Here is a 16,874-nt window from a genome sequence, read left to right on the forward strand (position 1 = left end):
CTCCCTCTGCCCGCTTCCTGAAGAAGGAAAACAGGACAGCACAAAATGCACACATAAAGAATAAGGCAGCGTGGAGGTGGTCGATCCAACCACGGAAGTCAAGGCTGCTTCCTCAACAAACAGGCAAGTTATCTGTGTGTTGCATCTGTAACACACGATTTTTCAACTGAACCCGTCCTCCATACGCCGCAATGCCGCCAGCGCGTCGATTCGGGATTTCAGCCTGTCCCATTCATCGGGGTCCATCCCGTTTTTCGTCCAGGCTTCCGTATCCCGCACAACATCAGCCTCAAACTCCGACCGATTGACGTTAGCATAAAAGTGCCACCATTGCATTTCCGGTGTCTCGTCAGCAGTCGCGGGATCAGGCTGACGATCCGTTGTCGGACTACAGGAAGCCCTGATTACAGCCTCAGCCTTCTCGCTCAACCCCTGAACCGACAAAACCTGCATCAGTCTTGCATGTATATCTTCCGGATGAAACTGCCCCTCGGCATCCAGATCGTCCTCCACGAACATCATGATCGCAGAACGCAGATCGGTCAGGTCCTCCGGTAACGCCAGACGACACCAGGCATCCCCGATGCGCTCCGCAAGCCAAGGATAACGCAGCACAAGGTCTGTCAGTTTCTCCAGACTACCCCTGTCACCGCTAAAGGGTGTCTCCGCCCTCGCACCCAGACTGATGTCGGGCAGAGCAGGTCCAGCCTTTCCTGAGCGCCCGCCTCCGTAGGCAGGACGTTTATGGCGGTAGGTCTGAAAAAATCTGTCGAGAAGCGTGGAGCGATACTCACCGCCGAGCGTCTTGTCTTCGATCCTGGCGGCGGCCTGCGTGAGGCGACCACGGAGAGCAGCGCGCTGCTCCGGTGTCGGCTGAGCCGGCGTACCTTCAGCAAGCAGATCGAAGAGCATGTCGGCCAGAGGACGGGCCTGAGCGAACAGTGCCGCCACAGCGTCTCGTCCACGACGTTGAAGGAGACTGTCAGGATCCTCGCCCTCGGGAAGCAAGCAGATACGCAGACCACGATCGGCCGAGATGAGAGGCAGCGCAGTCTCGGCAGCACGAACGGCTGCGCGACGACCGGCGGAATCACCGTCAAAGCAGAGGATGGGAGAGGGTGTTGCCTGCCAGAGAACTTCCAGCTGCTCGGGCGTCATGGCCGTTCCGAGCGGGGCGACAGCACCCGTGAAACCGGCCTGATGGAGGGCGATGACGTCCATATAGCCTTCAACGACCAGAGCCTCGGCGGGCGGTGCGCCTCTGGGGCGGGCAGCGCGAAGAGCTGGGCGAGCACGATCAAAGCCGAATAGGAGACGGCGCTTGGAGTAGAGCGCAGTTTCAGGACCGTTGAGATATTTCGGCTGGCCATCGCCGAGGATACGGCCACCGAAGGAGACGAGGTCGCCGCGGCGGTCGCGGATGGGAAAGGTCACGCGGTTCCAGAACAGTTCGCCTTTGGGGCGTCCCTGCTCGTCGAGGCGCATGAGGCCGGCTTCGGCCATCGCTTCCGGGGTGATGCCCTGCGGCTTGAGGGCGTCCACGAGGGCGTTGCGGCGGTCGCTGGCCCAGCCGAGGCCGAAGACGGCGATGGTCTCGTCGGTGAGGCCGCGTCGACGGAGGTAGTCGAGGCCGGGGCGTCCGGTGGGCTGGTGCAGGTCGTGGGCGTAGATGCGCTGGGCGGCTTCAAGCACGTCGCCGAGGGTTTTCTGGCGGGCTGCTTCCTCGCGGGCCTTGGGGCTGGGCTTGGGAACGCTGAGTCCGGCTTCGGCGGCGAGGGTTTCGACGGCTTCGGGAAAGCCTTTCCCTTCGATCTGCATGACGAAGGAGATGGCGTCGCCGTGCGCGCCGCATCCGAAGCAGTGGAAATGGTCGTCGTAGACGTAAAAGGATGGAGTTTTTTCGCCGTGGAAGGGGCAGCACCCCTTCCAGTTACGGCCTGAACGCGTGAGCTTGACGCGACGAGCGATCAGGGGCGCGAGTGGGGTTCTCGCGCGGAGTTCGTCGAGGAAGGCGGCGTCAAGGCTCATACGTCCATGATTTAGGCGGAGAGAGCGGCCTTGACGAGACCATTTGCGCGACCGAGATCGAGAGACGCGCCGAATTTGGCTTTGAGGGCGCCCATGACCTTGCCCATGTCCTTCATCGTTGAAGCGCCAGCCTCGGCGATGGCGGCTTCGACAGCGGCCTTGAGCGCGGCTTCGTCCATTTCCGGCGGCAGGAATTCACGGATGACTTCGATTTCGTGCTGTTCCTTTTCGGCGAGATCTTCCCGACCGCCTTCGAGGTACATTTTCACAGATTCCTGACGGGATTTGACCATACTGCGGAGTGTAGAGGTGATGTCATCATCCGAGAGAGCCTCCTTGCCCTGCCCGCGCGCAGCGATGTCAGCGTCCTTGATTTTCGCACCGATCATGCGGAGCGTGGTGACGCGCTCTTTCTGACCGGCCTTCATGGCGGTCTTGGTTTCTTCTGCAATGCGGGTGCGGATATCGGTCATGGACAAGCCTCCAGTAGAGTGGGTCAGGTGCAGGGGGTGTCTCCCTTATTCTCAGACTGGTCAAGGAAAACTGCTTCAAGGCAGCCCGCCTTCCGGACGCGCTTTCCAAGAAAGAGCGCTGTGTTTCACACTCAATCTGGCTGCGATGCGCCCCTGAAACCGGGATTCAAATGAAGTCAAAAAACATGCGATTGCAGAAGAATGGAAGGACAGAAAAACAGTTCATTTAACCCAGTAAAATTCAGATATTCACTTGCCAATACGGCATCTTTTGATAATCTCATCGACAAATGTATTTATTATTCTGTTTTTCTCATCTATCGTTCTAAACGCGACATAATGCTTTGATGAAAATTTATATATATCACGCTTTATGGCCCGCATCTGCTTGCTTTTGACATAGGGGAGCGCTGCCTGTTCAGGCAGAAAACCGATAAAACTTCCTGACAGAATCATCATCAGTTGCGCCTCCATATGCACAATGCTGCCACTGGCGCGTGGATGCCGGATACGCTGAAGATCCTCAAGCTTGCGATAGGCTCTTACGGAAAACCGGGCCTGATCAATCATGTCTTTCGAAATATCAGCATCTTTCATTGTAAAGAAGGGATGCTGCTCGCCGCAGTACAAGGCATGCGGTTCGTCACAGAGCTCCACATACTGCACGCCGGGCGCGTGCCGGGCGAAAGGCCCGACCACGACATCACGCGTCCCGTCCGCCACCTGAAGCTCCAGATCCTGCGGCACACCCAATCGCAGATCAATATGGATATTAGGGATCTGAGCAACCACACGCGCCAATACATGCTGAAGCGCCATCTCAGGACTGTTTATGATTCCCCCAATCGTGCCGATCCGCAGCCTTCCCCCCAATTCAGTTGGAGCCTGACTGATCCGGGATTGGAAAGTGTCGATACTTTCAAAAAGATCCTGAATTGCCTCGACTGTCTCCTCTCCCAGAGGCGTCAGCCGAAAGCCCTTGCGTCCCCGAAGACACAGCGCCCCGCCCAGCCGCTGCTCCAGCGCAGCCAGATGGGTGCTCAATGTGGACTGGCTGAGATTGAGGGTTATCTGGGCAGCCGAAAAGCTGCCCGTTTCTGCGAGTGTCGCAAAAACCCGCAAGAGGCGCAGATCAATATTGTCGAACCGCCGCATCCTCGTAGCGCCAGGAGCAGCCTGCTTTTTTTGGACAGGCGGGAGGGAATGCGCCGATGGAGGGCGTTTAGGACTCATGTTTCCTGAAATACAGGATGCGTCCGATAAAATTAAGCAGCAATTGTGAAGCGAGAATGGGTGTTATTTTGGCCGGATCGTAATCGGGCGCGACTTCCACCAGGTCAACCCCGACCACACGACCTCTTTCCGCCAGAGCAACGAGGAACTCCAGTATTTCGTAATACAGGAATCCTCCATGGCTTGGTGTGCCCGTTCCGGGAGCGATAGACGGGTCAAAAGCGTCGATATCAATGGAAAGATAATAGTTCACACCAGCAGGAATACGTTCAAGCAAGGCTTCCAGCCCCAGCTTGCGTACCTGTCGCACGCTGAGAATGTCCGAGCCGAATTCCCGGGCATCCTCATACCCCTCCCGTCCCGTTGACGACACGTTTCGGATACCGATCTGCGTCATCCCGGTGATGTAAGGCTGCTCTGCGGCACGGCGCATCGGATTGCCGTGACCGTGACGAACACCCTGCCGCTCATCCACGAAGTCGAGATGCGCATCAATCTGGATAAGATGCATCGGAGGTTGATCGTCGAAGGCCCGGATGCAGGGAATGTTGATGGAATGATCGCCGCCCAGAACAACAGGCAGAGCGCCAGCAGCAAGAATGGCGCGAACACCCGCTTCAATGTTCGCGTGGCTGCGCTCCGTATCCGTATGCACGATATCAGCATCGCCTATATCGACGATACGACCTCCGGTTTCATCCAGATAAACCCGGTCATCTTCATGATCATAGGCCCCGGCATGGCCGAAGGCGAAGAGGGTCGACGCCTCCCGGATGCTGCGGGGACCAAAGCGGGTTCCACTACGCCACTGGGTGCCGCAGTCGAAAGGTGCCCCCATGATCGCCACATCTGCGTCGATAGCCGACCAATCAAGCTGGATCGGGTATTTTCCGAAACTGCATATACCGACAAAAGGCAGATCAAGACGCCCGCTGTCGTAACCGTTTTTCATGCCTTCTCTCCTGCCGCGACAGCGCACAGCAGCTCAAACATCATGGTCGCACCGGCAAGAGACGTAATGCCTCCCACATCGAATGGGGGTGACACCTCCACAACGTCAGCGCCGATGATATCGAGACCGTTGAGACCACGGACCATCTTCTGCGCTTCACGCATCAGAAAACCTCCTGCCTCGGGCGTGCCTGTGCCCGGAGCAACCGAGGGATCAAGACAGTCAATATCGAACGACACATAAACGGGGCCGTCACCTACCCGCTCACGAATGGCGCGGATGATGCCGTCCGGCCCAAGATCCATCGCCTCATCCATGAGGATCAGCCGGAACCCGGCTTCACGGGCAAAATCATAATCCGTTGGCGAATACAGTGAGCCACGCAGACCGATCTGAAGCGTCCGGCTGCTGTCGATCAACCCTTCTTCCACCGCACGCCGGAAAGGAGTGCCATGTGTATAACGGTTTTTCCCGAAATAGGCGTCACCGGTGTCAGTATGACTGTCGAAGTGGATCAGCCCGACAGGACGCTCAGCCGCAAGACCGCGCAGGATGGGCAAGCTGACAAGATGGTCACCACCCGCCGTGATGGGCACCGCACCTGCGGCCGCAATGGCAGCGTAATGCGCGGTGATCATATCCAGACACTCCGTCACATTGAACGGATTGACCGGGCAATCTCCAATATCAGCCACGTTCAGCGCCTGATAGGGAGCGATCCCGTTGGCGTTGACCTGCCGCATCATGGAGGAGGCATTGCGCATTTCACGCGGACCATGCCGTGCACCGGAACGATTGGTTGTGCCGCCGTCATACGGAATGCCAGTGAAAACGACGTCATACCCCTCTGCGCTACTGGCCAGCGGGAGCCGCATGAAGGTCGGAACACCCGCAAAACGGGGCACCTGACTGGCGTCGATCACATGGGTTTCACCGTGATGCGTCATAGTCCGAACTCCTTGCTGATGGCTTCCGCCAGCAGACGTGTGTGATCATCCATCAGCCACTGCCCTTTCTCGGCCGTGGAACCCTGCGCCTTGGCCAGCACGCCCGACGGAGGAACAAAATCCGCACGCAGCGGCCAGCGGTCATAGGGGGGGAATGTGGCGGGCCCGTCATTGGGGACCTTGCTCATATCAACCAGATCGTCTCGCACGAGCAGCATCAGCGAGGTTTCAAGCAGACTTGCATGCTCGAGTTCCGTGCCGGGAAACCCTTCCGGAAACAGGCGATCAAGCGTCGCACGTTCGACGAAATCCCAGTATTCCAGACGCATGGCGGTGAGGCCTTCGATCCCGTCGCGTCGGATATCGCGCATGGCAAGATCGAGACCCTCCACGGCAGGCCAGGCATTTTCGAAATGACCGTTTACCAGAACGATCCGTTTGACACCATGATGCGCCAGCCGACACACGATATCACGGATGACGAGGGTAAGCGTATTGGCATCCAGCCCGATTGTGCCGGGAAAATGCTCGCCGCCGCCTGAACGGGGCTGCGATTTGTAGCCGTAAGGCAGTGTCGGGGCGACCAGCCCTCCCACCTTTTCCGCCACACGTTCGGCGACGGCAGTGGGAAGGACCTGATCGACATTCAGCGGCAGATGCGGACCGTGCTGCTCCGTGGCGCCGATCGGCAGAAACACCACAGGATTTTCCGCCACACGGGCAGCAAAATCTGGCCAGGTAAGTTCAGCAAGTTTGACGGTTCTGGACATGATAGATTGAAACCTCCGAACGTAAAGCAGGTCAGTGCATGGCGGCGCCGCCATCCACGTTAAGGCACTGGCCGGTGATGAAGGATGCGTCCGCAGACGCGAGAAAGAGAGCAACCCGGGCAATTTCCTCAGGTCGTCCGATACGCCCCAGCGGATTGGAAAGATCCTGAGCCTGTGTGGCGGCATCCTGCTGGGCGAAATTCAGCAATGGTGTATCGACTGGTCCGGGGGCGATGGCGTTGACCCGGATGCGGGGCGCAAGCTCGCGCGCCCATGAACGCGTCATGGACAGGGCTGCCCCCTTGGTGGCGCAGTAGGCTGAAGCCCCGGCGCGCCCGAGATAGGCCAGCTCGGACGCGATATTGATGATGCAACTCCCCTCGCTCATGAACGGCAGCGCGTTCTGTGTTACCAGAAAGGGTGCGCGCAGATTGACAGCCAGCGTAAGATCGAGTGCTTCACTGGTTAAATCCTGAAGTGTTTCTTCGATCATGATGCCGGCGCAGTTGACCAGAACATCGATCCGGTTTCCCAGATGCTCCGCGGCGTCCCTGATACCTTTTTGCAGAGCAGCGACATCTGTCAGATCGACTTCCAGACCATCAAGCCCCTCAACAGGTGCTTTGCGATCCAGACCGATCACATTGGCCCCAATCGCTGACCACGCCTGCGCAATGGCAAGCCCGATCCCTGACGAAGCTCCTGTCACAAGGACATGCTGATGTGAGGACTGTATTTTCATTGGAACCTACAGGGGATATTCGCCGCGATCGATCTGGATCGTCTGGCCGGTAATGCTTGCTGCGTGGGGAGACGCAAGAAACAGGTAGGTATCAGCCACATCGGACGCCGCCATGAGCCCCGGAAGAGCCTGAGCCGCGATGATAGCATTCAGACTGTCTTCTTCGCTTTGTCCGCTCCGTTCCGACATCGTCGCCAGAGAGCGCATGGCGGCCTCCGTTCGTACCCAGCCCGGTGCTACGGCATTGACACGGATGCCCTGCGCCCCAAGCTCCATCGCCCAGGTTTTTGTCAGACCGATAATGGCGTGTTTGGAAGCGACATAGGCTCCAAAAAGCGGTTCCGCCACACGGCCCCAGATCGAGGCTGTATTGATGATGGTCCCTCCTGCCCGCATGAGAGGACGCACCAGACGCGTGACATGATAGGTGCCGACGACATTGGTGTGGATGATCCGCTCAAACATGGCGACGGTTTCGGCATCCTGACTCTCCAGCGGGGTCAATCGCTCAAGCCCGGCATTGTTGACCAGCACGTCGATCGGCCCGTGATCCCACAGACCTTCAGTGATGGCTGATGCATTGCCGATATCTGCTTTTACGGCCTTTGCATTGAGAGAAGCCGCAACATCAAAAATCGCATCGTCGTCAGCAAGGAGAGTCAGGGACGCCCCTGCGCGTGCGAAAGCCTGCGCCACGCCGAGGCCGATCCCCCGGCTTGCTCCTGTGATGAAAACAGACTTTTTCGAAAAATCCATTGTCATGCGGCAACCCCTTTCACCTGACGGCCTCGCAGAAGGTGCAGTATCTCGGTACGCAGATGGAAAAACTGCTCGCTGTCGCGCACGGTTTCATTTCTCTCCGTACCGATCAGGGAAGTTACGTCGATATCCGCAATGACATGCGCCGGACGTGGTCCGAACACGATGATCCGATCAGCAAGGAAAACGGCTTCCTCGACATCATGTGTCACGAAGATTGTCGTCTTCCCCGAGCTCTTCTGAATTTTTCGTAGTTCGAACTGAAGATCCTCACGCAGATTGGCGTCCAGCGCTCCGAAGGGTTCGTCCATCAGCAGCACATCAGGATCGGCGGCAAGCGTCCGGGCGATGGCGACACGCTGTCGCATACCGCCCGAGATGCGCGATGGAAAACTCTTCGCAAAATCACCCAGCCCGACCAGTTTGAGGAAATGCTCCGCACGTTCCTTTTTCTGACTGGTCGAGAGGTCCCTGCGAAAACGCATACCGAACTCGATATTCTTGCGCACTGTCAGCCACGGAAAGGAAGAATAGGACTGAAACACCATCCCCCGACGGATATCCGGCTCACCGACAGGCGTTCCCTGAAGCAGAATCTCTCCGGAAGTCGGCGTGTCGAGACCACCGATCATCCGCATGAGCGTGGTCTTGCCGCATCCGGATGGACCGAGAAAAACCGTGAAATGACCAGAAGGAATGGAAAGATTGAACGGTTCCTGCACGACCGGAACGTCTCCGAAGAATTTCGTGACATTCCGGAACTGGAGATAGGGCGAGATCTGTTCCATGTTCACTGATACCTGAAGAGCTTGCGGTGCAGCAGACGCAGGCATTGATCTGTCACGAGGCCAATCAGGCCGATCATAATGACACCTGCCATGACCTGATCGGTTTTCATGAAGCGCCGCGCTGTCCAGATGACGAAACCAAGACCGCTGTCGGAAGCAACGATTTCCGCGATGATCACATAGGTCCAGCACCAACCGAGACTTATGCGCATGCTGTCCATGAGTTGCGGCAACATGGCCGGAAGCGCCACAGGTAGAAGCGTCTCGCGTGGACGGGCACCCAGCGTGTAAGCCGTCTCGAAATATTCGTTGGGGATACGCTTCATGTCTGCAGCGATCATGAGAACGAGTTGGAAGAACGTCCCAAGCCACAGCAGAAAGATCTTGGTTGTCTCTCCCACCCCGAACCAGATGATCGCGAGTGGCACGAGCGCCGGCACCGGAAGATAACGGATAAAGTCGATCATCGGCTCCAGTGTCGCGCCGATGATGCGATATCCGCTCATCAGGATTCCCAGTGGCACAGCCAGCAAAGCCGAAAGAAGAAAAGCCAGCCACACACGTCTGACGGACACCACCGTATTGGGCAGCATCGCGCCATCCGTGCACATCCGGATAAAGGTCTGCGCGACCTTGAGAGGCGTGGGAAGGAAGACGGGCGCCACCACATGCAGCGACACCAGTAACTGCCAGCCTCCGAGAAAAGCCGCCGCTCCCATCACTGCAGCCAACAGTGTGGCGCTCTGTGGAATTGATGCCCGAAAACGAAACAGGCCGTCGGGACCTTTCCGGGAAGAAGAAGTCACTGCCGTCATGGAGAAGGAATCTCGGCAATCAGGCTGCTATCGATGGAATGCGCTGGATCGAGACGAACAGAGGCGGCTCCATTTTCGATGTTCAGCCCCATGAGAGTGACAAAAATCTCGCTAATCTTTCCCGGCTTTTCAGGCGTGCCCATATAGGCCTTTGACTGAGCCAGATCCGTGTATTCAAGACTTCCCACCACGCTTTTCTTGAAGTCATCCGGCGAAAGATCGAAGTGAGGCGCGGCGATCTTCGCGAAGTCTTCCGGATTGGATTTATAGTAGGTCACAGCCTTGTACAAAGCCGTCAGGAAACGCTTGTATTTGTCGGGATTGGCCTTCAGGTCGTCATTGCGGGCCACGAGAACATCCACGATGTAATCAGGATAATCAGCCGACGACACCAGTTCCTTTGGATGACGGTCTGCTGAAATGCCCAGTATCTGCTGCAGGAAAGGCTGATAGGTCACAACCGCCGCGATGCTCGGATCTGCAAATACCGCCACACTGTCGGAGGTCAGGATTTCCTTCACCTTGAGATCGGCCAGAGTCATGCCATGCTTGTGCAGTTCCATCTGCAAGAGAAGACGACCGGGAATATTGCTTTCCGAGGCAACAGTCTTGCCCTTGAGGTCACTGACGTCGTGGACGGAGCCGTCAACAATCACCCCATCCCCGCCAAGACTGCGATCGATGGAACCGATGACGATGCCCGGCGTGTTCTCGTCGCGTGGACGTCCCTGATATTCACTGAGGGTGCGCATCTCCATCTCGATGGAACCATGCGCCATGGCGGCCATGACATCGGAGCGTTCGTCGGAAAATTTCAGATCGACGGAAAGATGGGCGTCCTTGAAATATCCCAGATCCTGCGCGACCAGAACCGGAGCAAAGCCTGTCCAGACAGGCGCCATGATTCGAATTGTGTCGTCAGCATGCGCTGCTGTCGCACAGCCAAGACCGAGAACAGCTGCAAGCACTTTGAGTGACTTCATCACGCACCCCATCATATCGTTACCGAAATATGTTAGGGGTGTGATGGCTTTATGGGTATCAAAATGTTCAGAACATTATATCGATAAATCTGGATGTATTTACTTCAATACAGAGAAGCGTTCCGATTGGATGCCTGCCTGTCATCAACTGATGCACCCGATTGATTTTCACGCGTCTTTGGACCAACACCCGTAGCGCAATCGTCTCCTCACGCAATCAAGAGGAAAGTACACTTCAGTGTCTGCTATTTAACGTGAGAAAGCTCTGCGGCGTGGCATCCACTGCGCGGACACGATGAACTGCTCTCTTATACATTTCGTCTGAGAAAAAAAATCCCACCATAATTTTCCAGGTTGGGAATTTTCTTCCCACTACCGTTTCGGACTGCTAAAAGGCCCTTCGGTAGGGAGTAAGCAAGCCATGTCTCTGTCTGTCGAAGCCATCATTGAACGGATCGGCGGTCCTGAAAAGATCGCGGCGCTGACTGGCGTCGGCACTGAAGCCGTACGCAAATGGCGTCAGGCGCGTACGATTCCCCCGAAACACTGGCCTGTTGTGGCCCGGGCTGCTGGCATTTCGCTTGATGAGCTTCAGCCAGAATCCACTCCCTCTTTTCCCGAGTCCCCTAACCGGAAACCGAACATGTCCGAACAGCGTGCAAGCTCCGCCACTGATGTTCCGGAGGGAGCGACAGCCGCCCTCGTCCTCGCCGATGGCACGGTGTTCTGGGGAATCGGCTTTGGCGCCGCACCGACCGACGAAGCGATCGGTGAAATCTGCTTCTCCACCGGCATGACCGGTTATCAGGAAACCCTGACCGATCCTTCCTTCGCCGGACAGATCATCACCTTCACCTTCCCGCACATCGGCAATGTCGGCACGAACAGCGAGGACGACGAAGCCCTTCGCGTTGCCGCACGCGGTCTTGTCGTGAAGCAGGACCTGACGGAGCCGGCCAACTGGCGCTCAACGGAAAGCCTCGATGCCTGGCTGAAAGAGCGCAATGTCCCCGGTATCTGCGGTGTGGATACCCGCGCGCTGACCCTTCGCATCCGTGATGGCGGTCCGCAGACTGCCGTTCTTGTGCCTGTCAGCAACGGTCAGATCGACCTCGACGCCGCCAAGGCAAAAGCGGTCGCGTGGCCGGGTCTGGAAGGCATGGACCTTGCCAAGACCGTGACGTGCGACAAGCCCTACACATGGTCCGAAGGCGTGTGGAACTGGCCGTCCGGCACCAAACCGCTGCCCGCCAAGCGTCGTAAGGTCGTCGCAGTCGATTACGGCGCGAAGCGGAACATTCTCCGCTGCCTGACAACCGCAGGCTGTGATGTCACCGTTGTGCCAGCGACGACCTCCGCCGAAGAAATTCTGGCGCTCAAGCCGGAAGGCGTATTCCTCTCCAATGGCCCCGGTGATCCGGCAGCCACGGCTCCCTACGCCGTTCCCGCTATTCGTGGCGTTCTGGATGCGGGCATTCCCGTGTTCGGCATCTGCCTTGGCCACCAGCTTCTCGCTCAGGCGCTTGGGGCCAAGACCTATAAGCTGGCGCAGGGCCATCGTGGCGCGAACCAGCCCGTGAAGGATATTGAGACCGGCAAGGTCGAGATCACTAGCCAGAACCATGGTTTCGCCGTCGATGAGAAATCGCTGCCGAACGATGTGAAGGTCACGCATATCAGCCTCTTCGACAAGTCTAACGAAGGCATCGCCTCGACCACGCTTCCTGCCTTCTCGGTGCAGTATCACCCGGAAGCCAGCCCCGGTCCGTCCGACAGCTTCTATCTGTTTGAACGGTTCGTGGCGCTGATTGATAAACACGGAAAGGCCGCCTGAGCCTTCCCGCATGGATCCTGTTCGTAACCCCTACGTTCCCGGAGCAGGCGCGTCCCCTCCCGAGCTTGCCGGGCGGGAAGACCTGTTCACACAGGCCGGAATCGTGTTGCAGCGTGCGCTTGCCGGTAAAAGTGCGCGGAGCTTCATCGCGACCGGCCTGCGGGGCGTGGGCAAGACGGTTGTTCTGGCGCGCGTCGAACAGCTCGCGAAAAGCGCCGGGTATCTGACCTGTTTTGTCGAAGCAGAGGAAGAAAAACCGCTTGGCGTAACGCTGGCTCCTCACCTGCGCCGGATGATGCTGGAACTCGATCGTCTGGGTGCCGTCACAGAACAGGTCAAACGTGGCCTGCGTGTTCTGAAAAGTTTCGCCAGTGGCCTGCGTATCCAGTCCGTGCTTGGTTTCAGCATTACACTGGATGTAGAGCCTGAGCACGGAACGGCCGATACGGGTGATCTGACAATCGATCTGCCCGACATGCTTTCCGCCCTCGGTCAGGCGGCGCAGTCCCGCCATACCGGCGTGGCGCTGTTCATCGACGAGATACAGAACCTGTCCGAGGCCGATCTGTCGGCGCTCATCATGGCGATGCATCGTGTCATGCGTGAAGGTCTGCCGATCGTACTGGTTGGAGCGGGCCTGCCGCATCTGGTCTCATTGATCGGACAGGCCAAATCCTATGCCGAGCGCCTGTTCGAGTTTCCGGTTCTCGGACCGCTGTCACCGACCGAATGTGCAGATGCGCTCCGTACGCCAGCGGCACGGGAAAACGTGGACTTCACACCGGAAGCCGTCGCGGAAGTCGTGCGCATTACTCGTGGTTATCCCTACTTTCTTCAGGAATGGGCTTACCATGCGTGGAACGTGGCGCATGGCGATCACATCCTCAAAGGCGATATCGATGTGGCGACCGAAGTGTCGCTCACCTCGCTGGATGGGGGCTTCTTCCGGATGCGTTATGCGCGTCTGACACCCCGTGAACGGGAATATTGTCAGGCTATGGCGGAGTTGGGCGAAGGCTCGCACCGCTCCGGCGAAATCGCCGAACATATGGGCTCGCGCACGCAGGCCGTAGCCCCTGTGCGCGCAACGCTGATCCGCAAGGGCATGGTCTACAGTCCGGCTCATGGCGAGACGGCGTTCACCGTTCCCCTGTTTGAAAACTATCTTCACCGTATTCGGACCATGGGCACCGACCCGGCCGACTCAGACGACTGACCAAAAGGACTGATCATGCCCAAACGGACAGATATCCGCTCTATCCTGATCATCGGCGCTGGTCCGATTGTTATCGGTCAGGCCTGTGAGTTCGACTATTCGGGCGCGCAGGCGTGCAAAGCGCTACGCGAGGAAGGCTACCGCGTCATCCTGCTGAACTCGAACCCGGCGACGATCATGACCGATCCGGGTCTGGCGGATGCGACCTATATCGAGCCGATCACGCCGGAGTTCGTGGAGCGGATCATCCTCAAGGAAAAGCCGGACGCAATCCTGCCGACGATGGGCGGCCAGACTGCGCTGAACGCGGCGATGGCGCTGGATGCTTCCGGCTTTCTCGTGAAGCACAATGTGGAACTGATCGGCGCGAAGGCCGATGTGATCGACCGCGCCGAAGACCGGCAGAAGTTCCGTGAGGCGATGGACGCCATCGGCATCGAAAGCCCGAAGAGCTTCATCGCGCATACGCTGGAAGAAGCCCGTGACGCGCTGAAGAATGTCGGGCTTCCGGCCATCATCCGCCCGTCCTTCACCATGGGCGGCGCAGGTGGCGGCATTGCCTACAACAAGGAAGAGTTCGACCAGATCGTCACGGGTGGCCTCGACGCCTCTCCAACAACGGAAGTGCTGGTTGAGGAGTCCGTGCTCGGCTGGAAAGAGTTCGAGATGGAAGTTGTCCGCGACAAGGCGGACAACTGCATCATCGTCTGCTCAATCGAGAACATCGACCCGATGGGTGTGCATACGGGTGACTCAATCACCGTCGCTCCGGCCCTGACGCTGACCGACAAGGAATATCAGCGGATGCGCGACGCCTCGATTGCCTGTCTGCGGGCAATCGGCGTCGAGACGGGCGGCTCGAACGTGCAGTTCGGTGTGAACCCGAAGGATGGCCGCATGGTGGTCATCGAAATGAACCCGCGTGTGTCGCGCTCCTCGGCGCTGGCCTCCAAGGCGACAGGCTTCCCGATCGCCAAGATCGCCGCGAAGCTGGCAGTTGGCTACACGCTGGACGAGCTGACCAACGACATCACGGGTTCGACCCCGGCCTCCTTCGAGCCGACCATCGACTATGTCGTTGTGAAGATCCCCCGGTTCACGTTCGAGAAATTCCCCGGCACCCCTGCCCTGCTCTCCACCTCCATGAAGTCGGTTGGCGAGGCGATGGCCATCGGTCGTTCCTTCCCGGAAGCACTCCAGAAGGGTCTGCGCTCCATGGAGACCGGCCTCGTCGGTCTCGATCCGGTCGAGGCTCCCGGCGACGGTGGTGTGGATGCGTTCCGCGCCGAGCTGTCTCAGCCACGCCCCGAGCGTATCCTGATGGCGGCGCAGGCGCTCCGTGCAGGATTCTCGGTGGATGAGATTGCAGCGGCGTGCAAGTTCGAGCCGTGGTTCCTGCGTGAGCTTGAGAAAATCGTTCAGGCGGAAAAAGAAGTGCTCGACAAGGGGCTGCCGGAAGATGCGCAGGGTCTGCGTCGTCTGAAGGCCATGGGCTTCTCGGACGTGCAGCTTGCCCGTCTGTCCGGCACGCAGGCAAAGGAAGTGACCGCCCTGCGTGAGAAGGCTGGCGTGAAGCCTGTCTACAAGCGCATCGATACCTGCGCTGGCGAGTTCGCTTCCGCCACGCCCTATATGTATTCGACGTATGAAAACCGCTTCGGCCAGCCGGTCTGCGAGTCCGATCCGACATCACGCAAGAAGGTGGTGATCCTCGGCGGCGGTCCGAACCGGATCGGTCAGGGCATCGAATTCGATTATTGCTGCGTCCATGCCGCCTACGCCCTGCGTGAAGCCGGTCTTGAGACGATCATGGTCAACTGCAACCCGGAGACGGTTTCCACCGACTATGACACCTCCGACCGCCTGTATTTCGAGCCGCTGACCGGTGAGGACGTCGTCGCCCTGATCCGTCGTGAGCAGGAGACGGGCGAGGTTCTGGGTTGCATCGTGCAGTATGGCGGTCAGACGCCACTGAAGCTATCACGCGCTCTGGAAGAAGCGGGCATTCCGCTGCTCGGCACGCCTGCTGATGCGATTGACCGCGCCGAGGATCGCGAGCGCTTTCAGGCGCTACTCCGCAAGCTCGGCCTGCGTCAGCCCGCCAACGGCATCGCCCGCTCCCCTGCCGAGGCTGAGGATATCGCCGAGCAGATCGGTTATCCGGTCGTTGTGCGTCCGTCCTACGTTCTCGGCGGTCGCGCGATGGAGATCGTTTATGACCGCGCCAGCCTCCAGCGTTACATGAAGGTGGCGTTGCAGCTGGCCGGTGCGGAAGTGGCGAACGGTCCGGTTCTGATCGACCACTATCTGAACGACGCCATTGAAGCTGACGTGGACTGCATTGCCGACGGCAACGAAGTCTATGTCGCAGGCGTCATGGAGCACATCGAGGAAGCCGGCATCCATTCGGGTGACAGCGCCTGCGCTCTGCCACCCTACACGCTCTCCCCGGCCATCGTGACGGAGTTGAAAGCGCAGACCGAGGCGATGGCCCGTGAACTGGGCATCGTCGGTCTGATGAACGTGCAGTATGCGATCAAGGGGCAGGACATTTTTGTTCTGGAAGTGAACCCCCGTGCGTCTCGCACCGTGCCGTTCGTGGCGAAGGCGACTGGCGTTCCGGTGGCGAAGATCGGTGCCCGCGTGATGGCTGGTGCCAAGCTGTCCGAGTTCACGCTAGATGACCGGGCCGTGGTTCCGCATGTCGCCGTGAAGGAAGCCGTCTTTCCGTTCCATCGCTTCCAGGACGTGGACACGATCCTTGGCCCTGAAATGCGCTCCACCGGTGAAGTCATGGGTCTCGACACGTCGTTCGAGCGAGCTTTCGCCAAGTCGCAGCTGGCCGCTGGCGTGAAGCTGCCGATGTCCGGCGCAATATTCCTGTCGGTGCGTGACGGTGACAAGGCGCATTTGCCGCGTCTGGGACGGATGCTGGCCGACATGGGTTTCACCATTCTGGCGACACGCGGCACGGCGAAGTGCCTGAGTGATGCGGGAATTGAAGTGAAGATCGTCAACAAGGTGCTGGAAGGTCGTCCGCATTGCGTGGACGCCATCCGCTCCGGCGAAGTCCAGATGGTCATCAATACGGTGCAGGGCGGTCAGTCCGTGAAGGACAGCTATGACATCCGTCGCTCGGCCCTGACGATGGGCGTGCCGAACTTCACCACAATGGCCGGAGCGCGTGCTGCAATCCATGCGATTGCAGCGATGCGCGAGGGTCCGCTTGAAGTTGCGCCGCTTCAGTCCTACTTTAATGGATCGTTCTAAGGAGGGGTGGGCGTTTCTGGAAACGTCCCTCATCCGCCTCCGGTATGTTTACCGTTCTGAAACG

At 58.5% G+C, this 16,874-nt stretch carries 14 protein-coding genes; 3 read left to right on the top strand and 11 right to left on the bottom strand.

All coding sequences use genetic code 11. From position 1 onward, the window contains the following. Nucleotides 1–162: 162 nt before the first annotated feature. The 11 genes from dnaG to EMQ_RS04565 all read right to left on the bottom strand — a co-directional run bounded on the left by dnaG (nt 163) and on the right by EMQ_RS04565 (nt 10,490). The gene (gene dnaG / locus EMQ_RS04515) at nt 163–2,028 is read right to left on the bottom strand and encodes a DNA primase (RefSeq protein WP_010666846.1); all 1,866 of its coding nucleotides are present in this window, start codon (nt 2,026–2,028) and stop codon (nt 163–165) included. Nucleotides 2,029–2,039: 11 nt separating this feature from the next. Then, entirely contained in the window at nt 2,040–2,501 is a 462-nt protein-coding gene (locus tag EMQ_RS04520; RefSeq protein ID WP_010666845.1) for a GatB/YqeY domain-containing protein, read from the bottom strand. Between the two features lie 249 nt (nt 2,502–2,750). Further along, entirely contained in the window at nt 2,751–3,656 is a 906-nt protein-coding gene (locus tag EMQ_RS04525) for a LysR family transcriptional regulator (RefSeq protein ID WP_010666638.1), read from the bottom strand. A 67-nt stretch (nt 3,657–3,723) separates the two neighbouring features. Further along, nucleotides 3,724–4,686 carry an agmatinase gene (gene speB, locus EMQ_RS04530; RefSeq protein ID WP_010666637.1) on the bottom strand — a complete coding sequence of 321 codons (963 nt, stop codon included), beginning with the start codon at nt 4,684–4,686 and terminating at the stop codon, nt 3,724–3,726. Next, nucleotides 4,683–5,633: an agmatinase gene (speB, locus tag EMQ_RS04535; protein WP_010666636.1), complete on the bottom strand. Its 951-nt coding sequence runs from the start codon at nt 5,631–5,633 to the stop codon at nt 4,683–4,685. Before speB (EMQ_RS04535) ends, speB (EMQ_RS04530) begins: the two co-directional genes overlap by 4 nt. Continuing rightward, nucleotides 5,630–6,403 (bottom strand): creatininase, encoded by a 774-nt coding sequence (locus EMQ_RS04540; protein ID WP_018308391.1) that lies wholly within the window; start codon nt 6,401–6,403, stop codon nt 5,630–5,632. Before EMQ_RS04540 ends, speB (EMQ_RS04535) begins: the two co-directional genes overlap by 4 nt. A gap of 31 nt (nt 6,404–6,434) precedes the next feature. Then, nucleotides 6,435–7,112 carry an SDR family NAD(P)-dependent oxidoreductase gene (locus EMQ_RS04545; protein ID WP_231367997.1) on the bottom strand — a complete coding sequence of 226 codons (678 nt, stop codon included), beginning with the start codon at nt 7,110–7,112 and terminating at the stop codon, nt 6,435–6,437. Nucleotides 7,113–7,151: 39 nt separating this feature from the next. Next, complete coding sequence (locus EMQ_RS04550; RefSeq protein ID WP_010667685.1) at nt 7,152–7,907, bottom strand: SDR family NAD(P)-dependent oxidoreductase; 756 nt, start codon at nt 7,905–7,907, stop codon at nt 7,152–7,154. Further along, nucleotides 7,904–8,692, bottom strand: a complete 789-nt coding sequence (locus tag EMQ_RS04555) for an ABC transporter ATP-binding protein (protein ID WP_010667686.1) — start codon at nt 8,690–8,692, stop codon at nt 7,904–7,906. Before EMQ_RS04555 ends, EMQ_RS04550 begins: the two co-directional genes overlap by 4 nt. Nucleotides 8,693–8,694: 2 nt before the next feature. Continuing rightward, the gene (locus EMQ_RS04560) at nt 8,695–9,507 is read right to left on the bottom strand and encodes an ABC transporter permease (protein WP_010667687.1); all 813 of its coding nucleotides are present in this window, start codon (nt 9,505–9,507) and stop codon (nt 8,695–8,697) included. Further along, nucleotides 9,504–10,490, bottom strand: a complete 987-nt coding sequence (locus tag EMQ_RS04565) for an ABC transporter substrate-binding protein (protein ID WP_010667688.1) — start codon at nt 10,488–10,490, stop codon at nt 9,504–9,506. Before EMQ_RS04565 ends, EMQ_RS04560 begins: the two co-directional genes overlap by 4 nt. Nucleotides 10,491–10,911: 421 nt before the next feature. Between EMQ_RS04565 and carA the strand changes: the two genes are divergently transcribed. The 3 genes from carA to carB are packed head-to-tail and all read left to right on the top strand — an operon-like array spanning nt 10,912 to nt 16,810. Further along, entirely contained in the window at nt 10,912–12,324 is a 1,413-nt protein-coding gene (gene carA / locus EMQ_RS04570; RefSeq protein ID WP_018308390.1) for a glutamine-hydrolyzing carbamoyl-phosphate synthase small subunit, read from the top strand. Between the two features lie 10 nt (nt 12,325–12,334). Continuing rightward, the gene (locus tag EMQ_RS04575; RefSeq protein WP_010666568.1) at nt 12,335–13,540 is read left to right on the top strand and encodes an ATP-binding protein; all 1,206 of its coding nucleotides are present in this window, start codon (nt 12,335–12,337) and stop codon (nt 13,538–13,540) included. A gap of 15 nt (nt 13,541–13,555) precedes the next feature. Further along, the gene (carB, locus tag EMQ_RS04580) at nt 13,556–16,810 is read left to right on the top strand and encodes a carbamoyl-phosphate synthase large subunit (RefSeq protein ID WP_010666569.1); all 3,255 of its coding nucleotides are present in this window, start codon (nt 13,556–13,558) and stop codon (nt 16,808–16,810) included. The last annotated feature ends 64 nt before the right edge of the window (nt 16,811–16,874 follow it).

It is taken from the genome of Acetobacter aceti NBRC 14818, assembly GCF_000193495.2.
GTDB lineage: Bacteria > Pseudomonadota > Alphaproteobacteria > Acetobacterales > Acetobacteraceae > Acetobacter > Acetobacter aceti.